We start from the raw sequence: 19,039 nt of genomic DNA on the forward strand, positions 1-19,039 counted from the left end.
AACCAAGGAGTTATGCATGAAAGGCTTGCTGGACCTTTTCAAGCAGTTCACACCCGACGAACATTTCGACGCAATCAAGATCGGGCTCGCATCGCCCGAGAAGATTCGCTCGTGGTCTTTCGGCGAGGTGAAGAAACCTGAGACCATCAACTACCGCACGTTCAAGCCCGAACGCGACGGCCTGTTCTGCGCCAAGATCTTCGGTCCCATCAAGGACTACGAATGCCTGTGCGGCAAGTACAAGCGCCTGAAGCACCGTGGCGTCATCTGCGAGAAGTGCGGCGTTGAAGTCACCCAGACCAAGGTGCGTCGTGACCGCATGGGTCACATCGACCTGGCCGCGCCTTGCGCTCACATCTGGTTCCTGAAGTCCCTGCCTTCGCGCCTGGGCCTGGTGCTGGACATGACCCTGCGCGACATCGAGCGCGTGCTGTACTTTGAAGCGTATGTGATCGTCGATCCGGGCATGACCCCGCTGAAGAAATTCGCGATCATGACCGAGGACGACTACGACGCGAAGCGCGTGGAATTCGGCGACGAATTCATCGCGCTGATGGGCGCCGAGGGCATCAAAAAGTTGCTGGAAGAGATGGATCTCGACATCGAGATCGACAAGCTCCGCAACGACATGACCGGCTCCGAGCTCAAGGTCAAGAAGAACTCCAAGCGCCTCAAGGTCATGGAAGCCTTCAAGCGTTCGGGCATCAAGCCGAGCTGGATGGTGCTGGAAGTCCTGCCCGTGCTGCCGCCGGACCTGCGTCCGCTGGTGCCGCTGGACGGCGGCCGCTTCGCGACCTCCGACCTGAACGACCTGTATCGCCGCGTCATCAACCGCAACAACCGTCTGGCTCGCCTGCTGGAGCTGAAGGCCCCCGAGATCATCGTGCGCAACGAAAAGCGCATGCTGCAGGAAGCCGTCGACTCGCTGCTGGACAACGGCCGTCGCGGCAAGGCCATGACCGGCGCCAACAAGCGTGCGCTCAAGTCTCTGGCCGACATGATCAAGGGCAAGAGCGGTCGTTTCCGTCAGAACTTGCTGGGTAAGCGCGTCGACTATTCCGGTCGTTCGGTGATTACCGTGGGCCCGACCCTGAAGCTGCATCAGTGCGGTCTGCCCAAGCTGATGGCGCTGGAACTGTTCAAGCCCTTCATCTTCTCGCGCCTGGAAGCCATGGGCATCGCGACGACGATCAAGGCCGCCAAGAAGGAAGTCGAATCCGGCACCCCCGTGGTCTGGGACATCCTGGAAGAGGTCATCAAGGAGCACCCGGTTCTGCTGAACCGTGCGCCGACGCTGCACCGCCTGGGCATTCAGGCTTTCGAGCCCGTGCTGATCGAAGGCAAGGCCATCCAGTTGCACCCGCTCGTCTGCTCGGCCTTCAACGCCGACTTCGACGGTGACCAGATGGCGGTTCACGTGCCGCTGTCGATCGAAGCGCAGATGGAAGCCCGCACCCTGATGCTGGCTTCCAACAACGTGCTGTTCCCTGCTTCGGGCGAACCGTCGATCGTGCCGTCGCAAGACGTGGTGCTGGGTCTGTACTACGCGACCCGCGAACGCATCAACGGCAAGGGCGAGGGCATGGTGTTCTCGGACATCGCGGAAATGATCCGTGCGCTGGAAAACGGCGCCGTCGAGATCACGGCCAAGATCAATGTCCGCATGACCCAGTACACCAAGGGCGCAACCCCGGGTGAATGGATCCCCGAGACCAAGCTGGTGAGCACGACCGTCGGTCGCGCGCTGCTGAGCGAAATCCTGCCCAAGGGCCTGCCGTTCTCGAACATCGACAAGGCCCTGAAGAAGAAGGAAATCTCGCGCCTGATCAACACCTCCTTCCGCAAGTGCGGTCTGAAGGAAACCGTGGTGCTGGCCGACAAGCTGCTGCAGTCCGGTTTCAAGCTGGCCACGCGCGCAGGCATCTCGATCGCTGTGGACGACATGCTGGTCCCGCCGCAGAAGCCGGGCCTGATCGAACGCGCCGAGAAGGAAGTCAAGGAGATCGAGCAGCAGTATGTCTCCGGTCTGGTGACCGCGGGCGAGCGCTACAACAAGGTCGTGGACATCTGGGGCAAGACCGGCGACGAAGTCGGCAAGGTCATGATGAGCCAGCTGTCCAAGCAGAAGACCATCGACCGTCATGGCAAGGAAGTGGACGAAGAATCGTTCAATTCCATTTACATGATGGCCGACTCCGGCGCCCGGGGTTCTGCCGCTCAGATTCGCCAGTTGGCAGGTATGCGGGGTCTGATGGCCAAGCCGGACGGCTCCATCATCGAGACGCCGATTACCGCGAACTTCCGCGAAGGCCTGAACGTGTTGCAGTACTTCATCTCCACCCACGGTGCTCGTAAGGGCCTGGCGGATACGGCGCTGAAGACTGCGAACTCGGGTTACCTGACCCGTCGTCTGGTCGACGTGACGCAGGATCTGGTGGTGATCGAGGACGATTGCGGCACCGACAACGGCATCGCCATGCGCGCCCTGGTCGAAGGCGGTGAAGTGATCGAATCGCTGCGCGACCGCATCCTGGGTCGTGTTGCCGCCACCGACGTGCTGCACCCTGAAACCCAGGCCGTGCTGCTGACTGCCGGCACCATGCTGGACGAAGACAACCTCGACGTGCTGGAAGCTGCCGGCGCCGACGAAGTCAAGGTCCGCACCCCGCTGACCTGCGCCACGCGCTACGGTCTGTGCGCCAAGTGCTACGGCCGCGATCTGGGCCGCGGTGGCCTGGTGAACGTGGGCGAAGCGGTGGGCGTGATCGCTGCACAGTCGATCGGTGAGCCGGGTACCCAGCTGACCATGCGTACCTTCCACATCGGTGGTGCGGCCTCGCGTGCAGCTGTGGCCTCCAGCGTGGATGCCAAGTCCGACGGTCTGATCGGCTTCAACGCCACCATGCGTTATGTGACCAACGGCAAGGGCGAGTTGGTGGTGATTTCCCGTTCCGGCGAAATCATCATCGCCGACCAGCACGGTCGCGAGCGTGAGCGTCACAAGGTGCCGTACGGCGCGATCCTGAGCATCAAGCCGGATCAAGCCATCAAGGCCGGCACCATCCTGGCCAATTGGGACCCGCTGACCCGCCCCATCATCACCGAGTTCGCCGGTCAGGCGAAGTTCGAGAATGTGGAAGAAGGCGTGACGGTGGCCAAGCAGGTCGACGAAGTGACCGGTCTGTCCACCTTGGTGGTGATCGATCCCAAGCGTCGCGGTGCCGCCAAGGTGGTGCGTCCGCAGGTCAAGCTGCTGGACGCCAACGGCCAGGAAGTGAAGATCCCTGGCACCGACCACTCGGTGACCATTGGCTTCCCGGTCGGTGCGCTGGTGCAGGTGCGTGACGGTCAAGACCTGGCCCCGGGTGAAGTGCTGGCACGTATCCCGATGGAAGGTCAGAAGACCCGTGACATTACCGGCGGTCTGCCGCGTGTGGCCGAGCTGTTCGAAGCCCGTTCACCCAAGGATGTGGGTGTGCTGGCCGAACTGACCGGTACGGTGTCGTTCGGTAAGGAGACCAAGGGCAAGAACCGCCTGGAAATCACCGACCCCGATGGCAAGAAGCACGAAGAGCTGGTGCCCAAGGAAAAGAACATCCTGGTGCACGAAGGCCAGGTGGTCAATCGCGGCGAATTGATTGTGGACGGCGCGGCCGACCCGCAAGACATCCTGCGCCTGCTGGGCATGGAAGAGCTGGCTCGCTACATCGTCGACGAAGTGCAGGACGTGTATCGTTTGCAAGGTGTGAAGATCAACGACAAGCACATCGAGGTGATCGTTCGCCAGATGCTGCGTCGTGTGCAGATCACCAATGCCGGTGACTCCAGCTACATCATCAACGAGCAAGTGGAACGCTCGGAGCTGCTCGATACCAACGATCGTCTGCGCAAGGAAGGCAAGGTCCCGGCCACCTATTCCGACGTGCTGATGGGTATCACCAAGGCTTCGCTGTCGACCGACTCCTTCATCTCGGCCGCTTCCTTCCAGGAAACGACCCGCGTGCTGACCGAGGCTGCCATCATGGGCAAGCGCGACGAGCTGCGTGGCCTGAAGGAAAACGTCATCGTCGGCCGCCTGATCCCCGCAGGTACCGGCATGGCTTTCCACCGCGCCCGTTATGCCAAGGAGAAGATGGACGACGCCGAGCGCCGCGCCATTGCTCAGCAAGAAGCCGAGGAATTGGCGTCTGCACAGATGGCCAGCGTCGACGCAGGCGCCGAGCCGGCTGCCGAGTAAGCCATCCACCGCGTTTGACACCCGGGCGCCCACAGGGGCCCGGATTCAAAACAAAGGCCGCCCGATCGAGAGATCGGGCGGCTTTTTTACATCCGCGACGCTTTGGAGTGTTTGCTTGCTAGAGCGTGTCTTGCTTCATAAAGCAGTGACTCGATTTTCTCGTGAGGCCCTGCAGCCCGTGCCGCCACCGGGCTCATGGTTCCGGGGCCGGCCCTGGCGGGCCGACTTCCCTGCGCTGCTCGCACCTCGGGGCTGGCGCATAACTCACTTCGCTCACTGCGTTCGCTTCGTTCAGACAGAAGCGCCAAGTCAGAACTTGAAGCGCACGAGTACGTGCGCGCCCCGAGGCGCTGCGCTGCTCGGCCCGGCACAAATCGCCCGGCAGCGGCACGGGCTGCAGGGCGCTTGCATCGCGGTCGATGTGCCTCATCAACGGTGGAACACGCCACCCCCGGAGGTGGTTCGGCCCGCCGACGGGCGATTTGTGCGCGGCCGAGGGCGCAGCGGAGCGGCTCTGGCGCGCGTAATCGCGCGCTTCAAGCTCTGACTCGGCGCCACTGTTTGACCACAGTGAGCGCAGCGAACGGAGGGAGTTTGGCGTCGCTGAGCCGCGCAGTGAGCACCGAGGGGAGTCGGCTCGCAGAGCCGACCCGGGAACCATGAGCCCGGCGGCGGGCCGTGCCACCGCAGCGTGAGCGATTGGCTCAACGAGGGGCCGCGATATGCCGCAAGTTGTCGTCCGGCCATCGCCAGCCTTGCGACAAGCGCAAAGTTATTCGTCCCCGAACAACTGCCCGTGTGCTTTCGGTGGGGTCATGCCCAGATGGCGGTAAGCGGCCAGCGTGGCGATGCGGCCGCGTGGGGTGCGTTGCAGAAAGCCCTGCTGGATCAGGTAGGGCTCGATCACGTCTTCGATCGTGCCGCTTTCTTCGCCGATGGCGGCGGCCACATTGTCCAGGCCGACGGGGCCCCCGTCGAAGCGGTGGACGATGGCTTCGAGCAGCTTGCGGTCCATCAGGTCAAAGCCCTGCGGGTCCACGTCCAGCATGGCCAGGGCCTTGTCGGCGATGTCCTTGCCGATGTGGCCATTGCCTTTCACCTCTGCATAGTCGCGCACGCGGCGCAGCAGGCGGTTGGCAATGCGCGGGGTGCCACGTGAGCGGCGCGCGATCTCGAGCGCGCCCTCGGCATCGATGGCGCTGTTGAGCAGGGCGGCGGAGCGGGTGACGATGCGTTGCAGCTCGGCCGCGGTGTAAAACTCCAGCCGGGCGACGATGCCGAAGCGGTCACGCAGCGGGTTGGTCAGCATGCCGGCGCGGGTGGTGGCGCCGACCAGGGTGAAGGGCTGCAGGTCCAGCTTGATGGAGCGGGCCGCCGGGCCCTCGCCGATCATGATGTCGATCTGATAGTCCTCCAGTGCGGGGTAGAGGATTTCCTCGACCACGGGCGAGAGCCGGTGGATCTCGTCGATGAAGAGCACATCGTTCTTCTCGAGATTGGTCAGGATGGCGGCCAGATCCTTGGGCTTTTCCAACACCGGCCCCGAGGTCTGGCGCAGGTTCACGCCCAGCTCGGCGGCGATGATGTGGGACAGCGTGGTCTTGCCCAGACCCGGGGGGCCGAAGAGCAGCACGTGATCCAGCGCTTCGTCGCGTTTGCGTGCGGCGCCGATGAAGATCTCCAGCTGTTCGCGCGCCTTGGCCTGGCCCACGTACTCGTCCAGCAGCTTGGGCCGCAGGGCGCGTTCGATGGCTTCCTCGCGCGGCGAGGCCGGCGCCGCGCTGATGACGCGGCTGACCTGGCTGGCGAAATCGTCGGTCTGAATGCTCATGCGAAAGGTCTCCGGCCGCAGCCCATCAACACCTTGATCATCAACGCGACAGCGACTTCAGCGCCTGCTTGATGCCCTCGCTGACGCCCACATCGGGCGGCAACAGCTTGAGCGCGGCGGTGGCTTCCTTCTCGCTGTAGCCCAGGGCCACCAGGGCTTGCAGGATGTCGCCCTGGTTGTCGTTGGCCAGGCTGGCCGGCAGGGCCAGATCGGGGCCCAGCTTGCCCTTGAGTTCCAGCAGCAGGCGTTCGGCGGTCTTCTTGCCGATGCCGGGCACCTTGACCAGGCGGCCGGCCTCCTGCTTGGACACGGCTTGGGCCAACTCCGCGACCGACAGGCCGGACAGCAGGGACAAGGCCATCTTGGGGCCCACGCCGCTGATCTTGATCAGCTGCCGGAAGGTGGCGCGCTCCTCGGCAGTCAGGAAGCCGAACAGCACATGGGCATCCTCGCGGATGCTCAGGTGCGTCAGGAGGCTGGTGCGCTCGCCCAGGGCGGGCAGGTTGTAGAAGGTGCTCATGGGTACGTCGAGCTCGTAGCCGACCCCTTGCACATCGATGAGAACCTGCGGGGGCGATTTTTCCGCGATGACGCCGCTGAGCTTGCCAATCATGAGCGCGGATTATCCGCGTTTGGCGCGCGTCTGCTGGATGTTCGTCCAGTATTTTGCAGCGCACCGTCGCCGGCGGTTCGCAGCTCAGTTCCGGCCGAACAGACCCAGGCGCTGCGCTTCCAGTGCCGCTTCGGCGCGCGAAGACACATTGAGCTTGCGGTAGATCTGCTTCACGTAATCGGCAATCGTGTGGCGCGACAGGCCCAGTTGCACGCCGATCTCGGGCAGGGTGAAGCCCTTGGCCACACGCAGCAGCACCTCGGTCTCGCGGTCGGTCAGGGAGACTTCATGCAGCACGGCGGCGGCTTGCGGGCGCTTCTGGTTGGCGAAGTGCGAGATCACCTTGCGGGCGATCGAGGGCGACAGCGGCGGCTCGCCCTGGCTCATGCGCTGCAACTGCTCGACCAGCAGCTCGCGCGATTGCTCTTTCAGCAGATAGCCGAAAGCGCCGGCCTGCAGGGCGGGGAACAGGTGCTCGTCGTCGTCGTGGATGGTGACGATGACGGATTGCACCTCGGGCTGCTTTTCGCGCAGCGCGGCAATCACATCGACGCCCGAGCCATCGGGCAGGCCCAGGTCCAGCAGGGCGAGGTTGAAACGCTGGCTGTTGACCAAGGCCAGCGCATCCTGCACGCGGGAGCACTCGGTGATCTGGGCATTGGCGAACACCTGTTTCACCAGCGCCTTCAACCAGGCGCGGATCTCGGGAATGTCTTCAAGCAGCAGGATGTGGTCCATGGCGTTCTCGGTCGGCCCTGTGGTCACGCGGTATGCGCGCCTGCAGGGTGGCGTTCAGGGTTGGGCTGGACATGGGTCCAGCGGTATGACAATTTCGGCAATTGCAGCGTCAAACTGAATGATGCGCGGGTTTGGGGTTGAAGGGTCAGAGGGGAATCGTGAGGCGGATCACGGTTCCCCAGCCAGGGCCCGACTCCACCAGACATTGGCCATGCATCTGCTTGGCCCGCGACTTCATGCTGGCCATGCCGTGGCCTCGGTCCAGGCGGCCGTCCAGCTCGGCCGGGATGCCCTGGCCATTGTCCTGAATCACCACCACGAAGTCTCCGTCCTGCACGCTGCAGCTGATGGTGCAGTTGGTGCCGCCGCTGTGCTTGATGATGTTGCTGACCGCCTCGCGGAAGATGCGCGTGGTTTGCACGTAAGCACGCGCCGGCAGGGTGTGGGTGATGTCTTCCGACGGCGACTTCCACTCGGCATTGATATTGGCCTGACCCAGGCGCGACACCACCTCGGCGCGCCAGTCGCCCAGAGCGTCGAGTAGATGCACGGGCTTGCCGGTCAGGCCGCGCACCGACAGGCGCATTTCTTCCAGCGCCTCCCGGGCCAGGCTGGAGATGCGGTCCGACTCGCTGGTGTGCACGATGGTCAGCAGCTTGGCGCCTAGGTCGTCGTGTAGGTCGGCGGCAATGCGCTTGCGCTCGCGCTCGGTGACCTGCTCGAGACGCTGCTCCGCCAGCGCACCGAAATTGCGCTCCATTTCGGTGACCCGCTCCTGCATGCGGTGCTCGAACTGGGCATGTTCCTTCTCGGCCTCCAGGCGGTCCTGGGCGAAGCTCAGCAGGTACTGCAGGCCCAGGGCCAGCAGGCTCAGCGGCAGCAGCAGACCCAGGGCCAAGCCAAGCTCGATGGCTGCCACGCCGGTCAGGGCTGCGGCCGCCGCGCCGGCCAGCAGACCGAGGCCGCAGACGAGCAGCAGAGTCGGTGTGAAGCGGGCCTCCTGCCGACGGCTGGCCGCAGCGTTGCCGCCATCTTTGGCTTCAGCGTCAGGCCGGCGCACGCGCCGCTTCCAGCCGCTGGCCATGGCCAGCAGCGATTGCAGCGCCAGCCAGATCGGCGCGAACTGGTGCAAAGGGCCGGCCCAGGCTGCCGTGGCCGGGCTGGGGCTGTTCTGCAAGGTGCTGGACAGGGCCGGCAGCAAGAGCATCTGGCCCAGCAGCAGCAGGTCTTGCCACAGCGGCATGGGCAAGGTGCGGCTCAGGAAGAACTTGAGGCTGCACCAGGTGGCAAGTGCCAGCAGGCCCAGGTTCAGGGCCGGTGCCAGCGTGGCGCTGCCGATCGGTCCCACCACGCTCAGCACGGCCGTCAGGGCCAGGCTCAGCATCCACCCGCCCAGACCCAAACCGGCACCGCGCTCATGACCGTGGCGGTAGGCCAGGGTCAACACACTCAAGGCCATCATCAGGAGCATGCCCGCCAGGCCGAAGCTCAGCCCCGCGTGGCCGCTCGATGCCCCGGTGCCCGCCGCCAGCGTGGGGCTGCCGATGAAACAAAGCGTCAGGCCGGCCAGTCCTCGAAGTGCGGGCTTTGCCGCGAGGCGATGGGAGCAAGGTTCAGAGGCCGCGGCTGCGGCCGCGAGCGGGTGGGGCGTTTCTTCTTGTAACAGGCTCAGCATGGGGCCCGATTGTGCAGGACAGAGGCGTCTCTCCCATGTGCAAGAAGCCCGCGCGACAATGCACTTGTTGCCAAATCCCTAGAAGAAAGTGCCCCTGTGATTCTTCACCACGAGTTTGCCCCGGTCGACAACAAGCGTCTGGCCCATTTGTGCGGCAGCCTGGATGAACATCTGCGCCAGATCGAGCTGGCCCTGGCCGTGCGCATCGGTCGCCAGAACGAGCGTGTGCGCATCGAGGGCCCCAAGGCCGCGGCCGAGCGCGCGCTGCAGCTCTTGCTGGCTTTGTACGAGCGCAGCCGCCGGGCGATTCCGCCCGAGCTGATGCATGTGGCCCTGGCCGAGGCGGTCGCCGAGCTGGGCCCGGCCCGCATGGCCCGGCGCAGCACGGTGAAGCGCGCTGCCGCTGTCTTGCCCCGGGCCGCGCCCAGCGAGATCGTGCTGCGCACCCGGCGCGCCGATCTGGCCGCCCGCACGCCGCGCCAGCACGAGTACCTGCACCAGATCCTGAATCAGGACATCACCCTGGGCCTGGGGCCGGCGGGCACGGGCAAGACCTTTCTGGCCGTGGCCTGTGCCGTCGACGCGCTCGAGCGCAGCACGGTGCAGCGCATCATCCTGACCCGCCCGGCCGTGGAGGCCGGCGAGCGCCTGGGCTTTCTGCCCGGCGACCTGACGCAAAAGGTCGACCCCTATCTGCGCCCGCTCTATGACGCGCTCTACGAGCTGATGGGTTTCGACAAGGTCAGCAAGGCGTTTGAGAAAGGCCAGCTCGAAGTCGCCCCGCTGGCCTTCATGCGCGGCCGCACGCTCAACCATGCCTTCGTCATCCTGGACGAGGCCCAGAACACCACGCCCGAGCAGATGAAGATGTTCCTGACCCGGCTCGGCTTTGGCAGCCGCTGCGTGGTCACCGGCGACACCAGCCAGATCGACCTGCCCAAGGGCGTGAACAGCGGCCTGGTCGAGGCCGAGCAGGTGCTGGCCGGCGTCGAGGGCGTGGCCATGACCCATTTCAGCAGCGCCGATGTGCTGCGCCACCCGCTGGTGGCCCGCATCGTCGATGCCTACGAGACGCACGGCCGTTCAGCGAGCCCGGCCTCGTCCACCAAAACCAAGAAAGCCGCGCCATGAGCCTGCCCGAACTGAGCCTGTCCCTGCAATTTGCCGACCCGCGCCACAAGGCGCTCTTGCCCCGCCACAAGGTGGCGCGCTGGATCCGCAGCGCCCTGGAGCTGCCGGGCGAGATCACCGTGCGCATCGTCGATGCCGAGGAGGGGCGGCAGCTCAACCGCGAGTTCCGCAGCAAGGACTACGCGACCAATGTGCTGACCTTCGACTACAGCCACGAACCCGTGGTGACGGCCGATCTGGTCATCTGCGCCGAAGTGGTCGAGCGCGAGGCGAAAGAAGCCGGCCTCGATCTGGCAGCGCACTACGCCCACATGCTAGTGCATGGCACCCTGCATGCCCAGGGTTATGACCACGAGGAAGACGACGAAGCCGCCTGCATGGAAGCGCGTGAAAGCGAGCTGATGCAGGCCCTCGGTTTTGCCGACCCGTACGCGGCGCGCTGAAACGACGTCTCAGCCGTGGCGCGTGCCCAGGTAGCGCTTGCGCCAGAAGAACAGGCCCAGGCCCAGGCCCACGGCCAGCATCAGGCCGAAGGCGACCCAGAAGCCGGCGGCCTTGTGGATCAGGGGCAGGCCGTCGAAGTTCATGCCGAAGATGCCGGTGATCAGGTTCAGCGGCAGGAAGATGGCGGTCAGCACGGTCAGCGTGCGCATGATGGAGTTGGTGCGGTGGCCCAGGGCCGAGAAGTGCATCTGCACCGCCGACTCGCTGGACGACTCCATGCGCCGCACATGGGCCAGCACCCGCTCGATGTGTTCTTGCACATCACGTGAGCGCACCCGCAGCAGCTCGCGCTCGCGTTGTGCCGCTGGCTCCTCAGCCGAGGGCCAATCGTCCAGCACATCGATCCATTCCTGGATGGCGCTGCGCTGGTCCTCGCAGGTGTCCTCCAGCCGGTGCAAGGCGTCGCGCGATTCCAGCAGCAGAGGCCAGTCCTCGAAATGGCTGTTGGCATCCATCAGCGTGCGCTGCAGCGCCGTCATCTGCCGGGTCAGCAGGCGGCGCAGCTCCAGATAGCTGTCCACCATGTGGTTGACCATGCGCAGCATCAGTTCGGCCGGGCTGTTGGGCAGGCGGGCGCTGCCGCGCAGATCGCGGCCCTCGGCCAGGGCGCCCATCTTGCTGGCGAAGTAGTCGCGCACCAAGCAGTCGGTCGGGTGCACGGTCAGCAGCACCCGGTCGAAGACCGCAAAGCCCACCGGGCTGGTGTCGATGGCCTTGAGCGCCTCATGGGTGCTGTGCAGGGTGCCATGCTCGGGGTCGGCGAGCAGATGCTCATGGCCGGGCGCAGCGGCCAGGCGCCGAAACACCAAGAGGTCGTACCAGCTGGTGTAGTCGAAATGCGAGGGCAGCTGGTTGTTCAGCAGGTCAGAGACATGCAAGTCCACCAGCTGACCACAGCCCCAGCGCTGCAGGCCTTGCTGGATCTCGCCCAGCTGCAGCTCGAACTCGCGCCGGCCGTAACCGAGCCAGAGGAAGCCATCGCCGGGCAAATCGGCCGGCAGCTGGCTCAGCTCGGTGAACTGGTCGCCGTGGATGTGGAACAGGCGCATCCCAGGGATCAGCCGGCTTTCGCTTGCTTGAGCAGGCGCGCGGCTTCCAGCGCGAAATACGTCAGCACGCCATCGGCGCCGGCGCGCTTGAAGGCCAGCAGGGATTCCATCATCACCGCATCGTGGTCCAGCCAGCCGTTGGCGGCCGCCGCCTTGATCATGGCGTACTCGCCGCTGACCTGGTAGGCGAAGGTGGGCACGCGGAACTCGTCCTTCACACGCCGCACGATGTCGAGGTAAGGCATGCCGGGCTTGACCATCACCATGTCGGCGCCTTCGGCCAGATCGAGGCCGACTTCGCGCAAGGCCTCGTCGCTGTTGCCCGGGTCCATCTGGTAGGTCTTCTTGTCGGCCTTGCCGAGGTTGGCGGCCGAGCCGACGGCGTCACGGAAGGGGCCGTAGAAGGCACTCGCGTACTTGGCGCTGTAGGCCATGATGCGGGTGTGGATGTGGCCGTGGGCTTCCAGCGCCGTGCGGATCGCCCCGATGCGGCCGTCCATCATGTCGCTGGGTGCCACGATGTCCACACCGGCGGCGGCCTGCACCAGGGCTTGCTGGGTCAGGATCTCAACGGTCTGGTCGTTGAGGATGTAGCCGCGCTCGTCCAGCACGCCGTCCTGGCCGTGGCTGGTGAAGGGGTCCAGGGCCACATCGGTCAGCACGCCCAGCTCCGGCACCTGTTCCTTGAGCGCCCGCACCACGCGCGGCACCAGGCCGTCGGGATTGGTGGCTTCGCGGCCGTCGGGGGTCTTGAGCGAGGCATCGATCACCGGGAACAGCGCCAGCACCGGAATGCCCAGGTCCACGCATTCGCGCGCCACGTCGAGCAGACGGTCCAGGCTCAGGCGGGCCACGCCTGGCATGGAGGCCACGGGCTCGACCCGGTTCTCGCCCTCGTGCACAAACACCGGCAGGATCAGATCGCTGGCGCGCACATGGTGCTCGCGGACCAGGGCCCGGGTGAAGGCATCGCGGCGCAGGCGGCGGGGGCGGCTGGCGGGGTAGGGGGCGGGCAGGGGCACTGATCAACTCCGGGAGAGATGGCGTGGCAGGAGGTGGCGCGCGCGCCGGGGCGGGGCCGGATCGGCCGCTTCCTCGTTCGCATGCGTGAGGGACTGCGCAATCTACGCGACTTCCCTGATGCGCCCTCCGATGACGCTTATGTTAAAATTCACTCTGAATGATAGCCGCAAGGTGGTCGTTCCCTGCTTTTCCTCCCTGAGCAGGAGCCTTAGCGTGATGACAGCGATAAGGCTTTCCAGCCCCGGCTTTGTGGCCGGGGCCTTTTTTTGCCCGCAAGATCTTCGCGTGGCATCTGCAGCCGGTTTGCAGAGCGTTTTTGCTCCCACCTCAAGCCCGGTTCCTGCCCCGGCGAAAGCGCCCCGCATAATGCGGCGATGCTCTGGATCAAAGCCTTTCACATCGTTTTCGTGGCCAGCTGGTTTGCCGGCTTGTTCTACCTGCCGCGCATCTTCGTCAACCTGGCCATGGTGCCGGCCGACAGCCATGCCGAGCGCGAGCGCCTGCTCCTGATGGCACGCAAGCTCTACCGCTTCGCCACCTTGCTGATGATCCCGGCGCTGGTGCTGGGTGCTTGGATGTGGGCGCTCAATTTCGCCGGCTTCAACCAGGGCTGGATGCACACCAAGCTGCTCTTGGTGATCGGGGTGATCGGCTATCACCACGCCTGCAAATCCATCCTGCGCAGCTTTGAGCAGTCGGCCAACCGCCGCAGTCACCGCTGGTTCCGGGTCTTCAACGAGTCGGCCGTGCTGATGTTCATCGCCATCGTGGTGCTGGTGGTCGTCAAGCCCTTCTGAGCTCTGGGCTCGCCATGGTGCGCCGCCAAAGCTCTGCCTCCTGGCTGCTGCTGGCTTGCACGGCCCTGATCGTCTACGCCAGCCTCTATCCTTTCGGGCCCTGGGTCTGGCCGCCCGGCCTGGACGGGCGCGGCATGCTGGGCTTGCCCTGGTCGCGCTATGCCAGCTGGATCGATCTGCAGGCCAATCTGGCGGGCTATCTGCCCTTTGGTTTTCTCTGCTTTGCCGCCGCCATGCGCAGTGGCTGGCGTCTGCGCAGCGGGGGGCCGCTGAGCCTGCTGGCCGGGCCGCTGCTGTCTTACAGCCTCGAGACCCTGCAGTACTTTCTGCCCAGCCGGGTGCCCGCCCTGGGCGATTTTTTGCTCAACAGTGCCGGTGCCTGGCTCGGGGTGGGGCTGGCCTGGCTGCTCTACCGCCTGGGCGGTCTGCGGCGCTGGGAGGATGTGCGCGATTACTGGTTCCAGCCGCACAGTGCCGGTGCGCTGGCGCTGCTGGCGCTCTGGCCGCTGGGCCTGCTGTTCCCGACGCCGGTGCCGCTGGGCCTGGGCCAATGGCTGCCGCGCCTGCAGGTGGCGGCGGTCGATTTGCTGGCCGGCACGCCCTGGGCTTTGCAATGGGGTGATGAGCTCAGCGAGAGTGCGGCCCGCGCCCTGCCGCCGGGGCTGGAGGCGATTGCCATCGCGCTGGGCGTGCTGGCGCCCACCTTGGTGGCTTTGTCGGTGGCGCGGCCGGGCAAGCGCCGGCTGGCGCTGGGCTTGGGTGCAATGGGCCTGGGCGCGCTGGGCACGGCCATTTCCACCGGCCTCAACTTCGGCCCGCAACATGCCTGGTCCTGGTTGACCCTGGCCAGCGGGCCGGGCTTGCTGGTGGGGGCGCTGCTCGGCATGGCCGCCAGCGCCTTGCCGCGGCGGGTCAATGCGGCCCTGGGCCTGATCGTGCTGAGCAGCTTGATCGCCCTGGTCAGCCAAGCACCGACCGACCCCTACCTCGAAGAACGCCTTCAGACCTGGGAGCTGGGTCGATTCATCAATATGTACGGCCTGGCCCAATGGCTGGGCTGGGTCTGGCCGTTTGCGGCCCTGGCCTGGCTGCTGCGCATGATCGCCCGCCGCGAGTCCTGAAACAAAGGGTGAACCCCAGGGTTTCTTGCCTCGGCTCCCTACAATGGCGGCATGAGCTATTTCGAGCGCCACATCTTCTTCTGCCTGAACCACCGCGAAAACGGTGACAACAGCTGTGCTCAGCATGGCGCTCAGGCGGGCTTCGACCACTGCAAGGCGCGGGTGCGCGAACTGGGCCTGGGCGGCCAGGGCGGCGTGCGCGTCAACAAGGCCGGTTGCCTGGACCGCTGCGCCGGTGGCCCGGTGGCCGTGGTCTATCCCGAGGCCGTCTGGTACACCTACGTCGACCAGACCGACATTGACGAGATCGTTGACAAGCACCTCAAGGGCGGTGAAGTGGTTGAGCGCCTGGTGCTGCCCGACAGCGTCGGCCGCTGACGCCGCCACGGTTTCGCGATGAATTCCCTGACCGAAAAGCGCCTGGTGCCGGGCCCGGCCGGTGCCATTGAATGCGCCATCGACCGGCCCGCCAGCGGCCATGCCGATCTGCCCATGCCGCCCACGCGCGGCCTGGCCCTGGTCTGCCACCCCAACCCGACCCAGGGCGGCACCATGGACAACAAGGTGGTGCAGACCCTGGCGCGCGCCTTTGTGCAGCTGGGCTACCGCGTGGCCCGCTTCAACTTCCGCGGCATCGGCAAGTCCGAAGGCGGCTGGGACGAGGGCCGCGGCGAGATCGACGATGCCCTGGCCGTGCTGGCCGCGCTGCGCGAGCCGGGCGAGCCCCTGGTGCTGGCCGGCTTTTCGTTTGGCGGCTATGTGGCTTCGCAAGCCGCGCTGCGCCTGCCCGAGGACCAGCGCGCCGAACGGCTGGCGCTGGTGGGCCCGGCGACCAGTCGCTTCGACACCGCGCCCGTGCCGCCCGAGACCCTGGTCATCCACGGCGAGGTGGACGATGTCGTGCCCCTGAGCTCGGTGCTGGACTGGGCGCGGCCGCAGTCGCTGCCGGTGGTGGTGGTGCCGGGCGTCGGCCATTTTTTCCACGGCCAGCTGCCCCTGCTGCGCAATCTGGTCGTGCGCAACTGGCGCGCTTGAGCACGCCTGCCCCTGTTTCCCTGCCTGGACTCGCCTGAACCCGAGTCGAAAGAACCCCTGTGATGAATCGTTATTCGCTCCCCCTCGCTATCTCTCTGGCCGCGGCTTCGGCCCTGGTCTCGCCCGTGGCGCTGGCGCAGGCAACGGCCGCCCCGGCCCAAGCCGCGGCTCAACAGCCCGGCCCCGAGATCGCTGCGCGCAGCTATCTGCTGCTGGACATGAGCGCCAACCGCGTGCTGTCCGAGCGCGATGCCGACACGCCCAATGACCCCGCCTCGCTGACCAAGCTGATGACGGCTTATGTGGTGTTTGGTGCCCTGCGCGACAAGCGCCTGACCCTGGAGCAGGCCTTGCCCGTCTCCACCCGCGCCTGGGACGAGCGCAAGGGCGACCCCTCGCTGATGTTCATCAACACGACCATGACGCCCAAGGTCGACGAGTTGCTGCGCGGCATGATCATCCAGAGCGGCAACGACGCGTCCGTGGCCCTGGCCGAAGGCGTGGCCGGCACGGTCGAGCAGTTCGTGGCCTTGATGAACCGCCAAGCCCAGGCCTGGGGCTTGAAAAACACGCAGTTCAAGAACGTGACCGGCATGACCGAGCCTGGCCACAAGAGCAGCGCGCGCGATCTGTCGATCATCGCCTCCAACCTGATCCGCGACTTCCCCGAGTACTACGGCTACTACTCGCAGCGCGAGTTCACCTTCAACAAGATCCGCCAGGAAAACCGCAATCTGCTGCTGCGCCGCGACCCCAGCGTCGACGGCATGAAGACCGGCTACACCGAAGCCGCGGGCTATTGCCTGGTCTCCAGCGCCCAGCGCGAGTTCCCCAATGGCAAGCGCCGCCTGCTCAGCGTGGTCATGGGCACGGCCTCCAAGGAAGCGCGTGCGACGGAGAGCCAGAAGCTCCTGAACTGGGGCTATTCGGCCTTTGACGCCGTGCGCCTGTTTGACAAGAACGCCGCCATCAGCACCGTGCCGGTCTGGAAGGGCGCCAGCCCGCAGGCCAAGCTGGGCGCGGCGGGTGCGGTGTTCGTGGCCGTGCCGCGTGGCGACGGCGCCAAGCTGCAGACGCAGATCGAGCGCACCGATCCGCTGGTCGCACCGCTGAGCAAGGGCCAACGCGTGGGCACGCTCAAGGTCAGCACGGCCGGCGGCGTGCCGGTGGCCGAGGTGCCCCTGGTGGTGCTGGAGGAGGTGCCGCTGGCCGGCATCTTCGGTCGCGCCTGGGACGCCATGCGTTTGTGGATCAAGTGATCTCCTGAGCCTGGCCCGCGCGCCGCGGGCGTAAGCTTGGGGCTGACGAGAACGCTGTTTTTTGGAGCCGGAGGCCCGCCCCATGCTTGCTTTGCCTGATGTCCGTTGCTACCTGAACGGCGCGTTTCAGCCCTTGGCCGAGGCCAAGATCTCGGTCATGGACCGAGGCTTCATCTTCGGCGATGGGGTCTACGAGGTGCTGCCGGTCTACGAGCGCCGCCTGTTCCGCTTTGACTCGCACATGGAGCGGCTGGAGCGCAACCTGGCCAAGCTGCGCATCACCAGCCCGCTGCTGCGCGCGCAGTGGCTGGAGCTGGCGCGTGAGCTGGTGCGCGGCGTGGCTGCGGACGAGCAGCTGATCTACCTGCAAGTGACGCGCGGCGTCGCGCCGCGCAACCACGCCATGCCCGAGGGCGCCGTGCCCACGGTGTTTGCCTACAGCATGGCCTCCAAGCCGATGTCGGCCGAAGAGCGGCACCGCGGCGTGGCCTGCATCAGCGCGCGTGATTTCCGCTGGCAGCGCGGTGACATCAAGAGCATCTCCCTGCTGGGCAATGTGCTGGCCCGGCAGATCTCGGCCGACGAGGGCGCGGCCGAGACGATTCTGCTGCGCGACGGTTTCCTGACTGAGGGCGCCTCCTCCAATGTCTGGATCGTCAAGGAGGGCGCTTTGCTGGGCCCGCCGCGCAGCGAGGACCTGCTCGAAGGCATCCGTGTCGAGCTGCTGCGCGAGCTCTGCGAAGAGTGCGGCATCGGCTACAACCTGCGGCCCATCTCCGAGGCCGAGCTGTTTGCGGCCGACGAGATCATCCTCAGCTCGGCCGGCAAGGAAGTGCTGGCCGTGACCCGCCTGGACCACCAGCCGGTGGGCCATGGCGCCCTGCATGGCAAGCCCGGCCCGGTCTACGCCCGGCTCTACGAGGCCTACCAGCGCGCCAAGCCCTTGCAATCGATCTGAAACGACGCATCTGCGTCCCTTGATCCGAATCTTTTGATTGTTGAAGAAGCACCATGAGCCAAGTCCCTCCCATGCAGCCGCCGCCGGACATCCCGCCCGAGCAGTCGCTGATCACCTACCCCTCGCACTTCCCAATCAAGGTCATGGGCGCCAAGGTCGAGGGTTATGTGGAGGCCATCGTGAAGGTGGCCCAGGCTTTCGACCCGGACTTCGACGCCGCCACCGTGGAGCAGCGCCCCAGCAAGGCCGGCAACTACCTGGGCCTGACCATCACCGTGCGCGTGACCAGCCGCGAACAACTCGACGAGCTGTATCGCACGCTGACGACTCACCCCATGGTCAAGGTCGTGCTCTGAGCAAGCTGGGGCTTAGTTTCCCAACTGCGCGTCGATCGCCTTGATCTTGTAGGGCGCACCTTCGTCGCCATTGCGCGCTGCGATGTCGTACCAATAGCGCGCCAGGCGCAGGTCGGCCGGCACGCCATACCCGCTCTCGTACATCGAGCCCAAGAGGTACTGAGCTCCTACATCCCCGGCCTTGGCCGCCTCGCGGTACCAGTGCGCAGCCTGCTCCGGGTCCGCCGGCGTGCCTCGGCCGAGGTAGAAGGCCGTGGCCAGGGCGACCTGGGCCTCGCTGCTGCCGCGTTTGGCGGCGCGCAGATTCCATTCCTTGGCCTTGGCCAGGTCCGGCTTGCCCAGCAGGCCTTGCTCGTAGAGCTGGGCCAGGGCCAGCTCGGCGCGCACCAGGCCGCCTGCTGCCGCTCGCTTCAGCAGGCGCTCGGCTCGGCGCGCGCTGGGCTTGGGCAGCTCTTCGCGCAAATGCATCATGGCCAGGTTGTAGTCGGCCAGGGGCAGGGGGCGAGCCTGGGCCGACAGCGCGGTGAATGCGCGCGCGGCAGTCTTCAGCTCGCCGGCTTCGTAGGCTTGAACGGCACGCTCCAAGGGGGTGGGCGGAGTCTCGGGCGCTGGGGTTTCCTGGGCATGCAGCGCGGCGCTGCTGCTCAAGGCGAGCAAGGCCGCCGTCCAGACGGTTTTCTTCCAAAGAGAGAAAGTGTGTATCGGCTGCATC

17 protein-coding genes are annotated in these 19,039 nt (G+C 65.9%); 10 read left to right on the forward strand and 7 right to left on the reverse strand.

Annotated elements, in window-relative coordinates; translation table 11 throughout:
- Nucleotides 1-16 precede the first annotated feature (16 nt).
- Complete coding sequence (gene rpoC / locus C1O66_RS19485; protein WP_102769415.1) at nt 17-4,237, forward strand: DNA-directed RNA polymerase subunit beta'; 4,221 nt, start codon at nt 17-19, stop codon at nt 4,235-4,237.
- 772 nt (nt 4,238-5,009) lie between these two features.
- On the opposite strand, the gene ruvB is transcribed toward rpoC, so the two are convergent.
- The 4 genes from ruvB to C1O66_RS24665 all read right to left on the reverse strand — a co-directional run bounded on the left by ruvB (nt 5,010) and on the right by C1O66_RS24665 (nt 8,890).
- Nucleotides 5,010-6,068, reverse strand: a complete 1,059-nt coding sequence (gene ruvB / locus C1O66_RS19490) for a Holliday junction branch migration DNA helicase RuvB (protein ID WP_102769416.1) — start codon at nt 6,066-6,068, stop codon at nt 5,010-5,012.
- 40 nt (nt 6,069-6,108) lie between these two features.
- Complete coding sequence (gene ruvA, locus C1O66_RS19495; protein WP_102769417.1) at nt 6,109-6,681, reverse strand: Holliday junction branch migration protein RuvA; 573 nt, start codon at nt 6,679-6,681, stop codon at nt 6,109-6,111.
- 84 nt (nt 6,682-6,765) lie between these two features.
- A complete protein-coding gene (locus C1O66_RS19500) occupies nt 6,766-7,419 on the reverse strand; it encodes a response regulator (protein WP_102769750.1) in 654 nt (217 codons plus the stop codon).
- Between the two features lie 145 nt (nt 7,420-7,564).
- A complete protein-coding gene (locus C1O66_RS24665) occupies nt 7,565-8,890 on the reverse strand; it encodes a sensor histidine kinase (protein ID WP_279305048.1) in 1,326 nt (441 codons plus the stop codon).
- A gap of 300 nt (nt 8,891-9,190) precedes the next feature.
- Here C1O66_RS24665 and C1O66_RS19510 point away from each other — a divergent pair, with 300 nt between their 5' ends.
- Both C1O66_RS19510 and ybeY read left to right on the forward strand, forming a co-directional pair.
- Nucleotides 9,191-10,225: a PhoH family protein gene (locus C1O66_RS19510; protein ID WP_102769418.1), complete on the forward strand. Its 1,035-nt coding sequence runs from the start codon at nt 9,191-9,193 to the stop codon at nt 10,223-10,225.
- Nucleotides 10,222-10,668, forward strand: a complete 447-nt coding sequence (gene ybeY, locus C1O66_RS19515; protein WP_102769419.1) for an rRNA maturation RNase YbeY — start codon at nt 10,222-10,224, stop codon at nt 10,666-10,668. The genes C1O66_RS19510 and ybeY overlap by 4 nt, the downstream gene beginning before the upstream one ends.
- Before the next feature lie 9 nt (nt 10,669-10,677).
- Here the strand turns inward: ybeY and C1O66_RS19520 are convergent, their stop codons facing one another.
- The gene (locus C1O66_RS19520; protein WP_102769420.1) at nt 10,678-11,778 is read right to left on the reverse strand and encodes a magnesium transporter CorA family protein; all 1,101 of its coding nucleotides are present in this window, start codon (nt 11,776-11,778) and stop codon (nt 10,678-10,680) included.
- 8 nt (nt 11,779-11,786) lie between these two features.
- A complete protein-coding gene (gene hemB / locus C1O66_RS19525; protein WP_102769421.1) occupies nt 11,787-12,800 on the reverse strand; it encodes a porphobilinogen synthase in 1,014 nt (337 codons plus the stop codon).
- Between the two features lie 375 nt (nt 12,801-13,175).
- Between hemB and C1O66_RS19530 the strand changes: the two genes are divergently transcribed.
- The 7 genes from C1O66_RS19530 (at nt 13,176) to C1O66_RS19560 (ending at nt 18,327) form a co-directional block, all read left to right on the forward strand.
- Entirely contained in the window at nt 13,176-13,598 is a 423-nt protein-coding gene (locus tag C1O66_RS19530) for a CopD family protein (protein ID WP_102769422.1), read from the forward strand.
- A gap of 14 nt (nt 13,599-13,612) precedes the next feature.
- Nucleotides 13,613-14,719 (forward strand): VanZ family protein, encoded by a 1,107-nt coding sequence (locus C1O66_RS19535; protein WP_102769423.1) that lies wholly within the window; start codon nt 13,613-13,615, stop codon nt 14,717-14,719.
- A 51-nt stretch (nt 14,720-14,770) separates the two neighbouring features.
- The gene (locus C1O66_RS19540) at nt 14,771-15,097 is read left to right on the forward strand and encodes a (2Fe-2S) ferredoxin domain-containing protein (RefSeq protein ID WP_102769424.1); all 327 of its coding nucleotides are present in this window, start codon (nt 14,771-14,773) and stop codon (nt 15,095-15,097) included.
- 18 nt (nt 15,098-15,115) lie between these two features.
- A complete protein-coding gene (locus C1O66_RS19545; protein WP_102769425.1) occupies nt 15,116-15,754 on the forward strand; it encodes an alpha/beta hydrolase in 639 nt (212 codons plus the stop codon).
- Between the two features lie 62 nt (nt 15,755-15,816).
- The gene (locus C1O66_RS19550; protein WP_102769426.1) at nt 15,817-17,013 is read left to right on the forward strand and encodes a D-alanyl-D-alanine carboxypeptidase family protein; all 1,197 of its coding nucleotides are present in this window, start codon (nt 15,817-15,819) and stop codon (nt 17,011-17,013) included.
- 82 nt (nt 17,014-17,095) lie between these two features.
- Nucleotides 17,096-17,971 carry a D-amino acid aminotransferase gene (locus C1O66_RS19555; RefSeq protein WP_102769427.1) on the forward strand — a complete coding sequence of 292 codons (876 nt, stop codon included), beginning with the start codon at nt 17,096-17,098 and terminating at the stop codon, nt 17,969-17,971.
- 53 nt (nt 17,972-18,024) lie between these two features.
- Nucleotides 18,025-18,327 carry a DUF493 family protein gene (locus C1O66_RS19560; RefSeq protein WP_243392848.1) on the forward strand — a complete coding sequence of 101 codons (303 nt, stop codon included), beginning with the start codon at nt 18,025-18,027 and terminating at the stop codon, nt 18,325-18,327.
- Between the two features lie 12 nt (nt 18,328-18,339).
- On the opposite strand, the gene C1O66_RS19565 is transcribed toward C1O66_RS19560, so the two are convergent.
- Nucleotides 18,340-19,038, reverse strand: a complete 699-nt coding sequence (locus tag C1O66_RS19565; protein WP_102769429.1) for a tetratricopeptide repeat protein — start codon at nt 19,036-19,038, stop codon at nt 18,340-18,342.
- Between the last annotated feature and the right edge of the window lies 1 nt (nt 19,039).

The sequence above is a fragment of the Paucibacter aquatile genome, assembly GCF_002885975.1.
Lineage (GTDB): Bacteria > Pseudomonadota > Gammaproteobacteria > Burkholderiales > Burkholderiaceae_C > Paucibacter_A > Paucibacter_A aquatilis.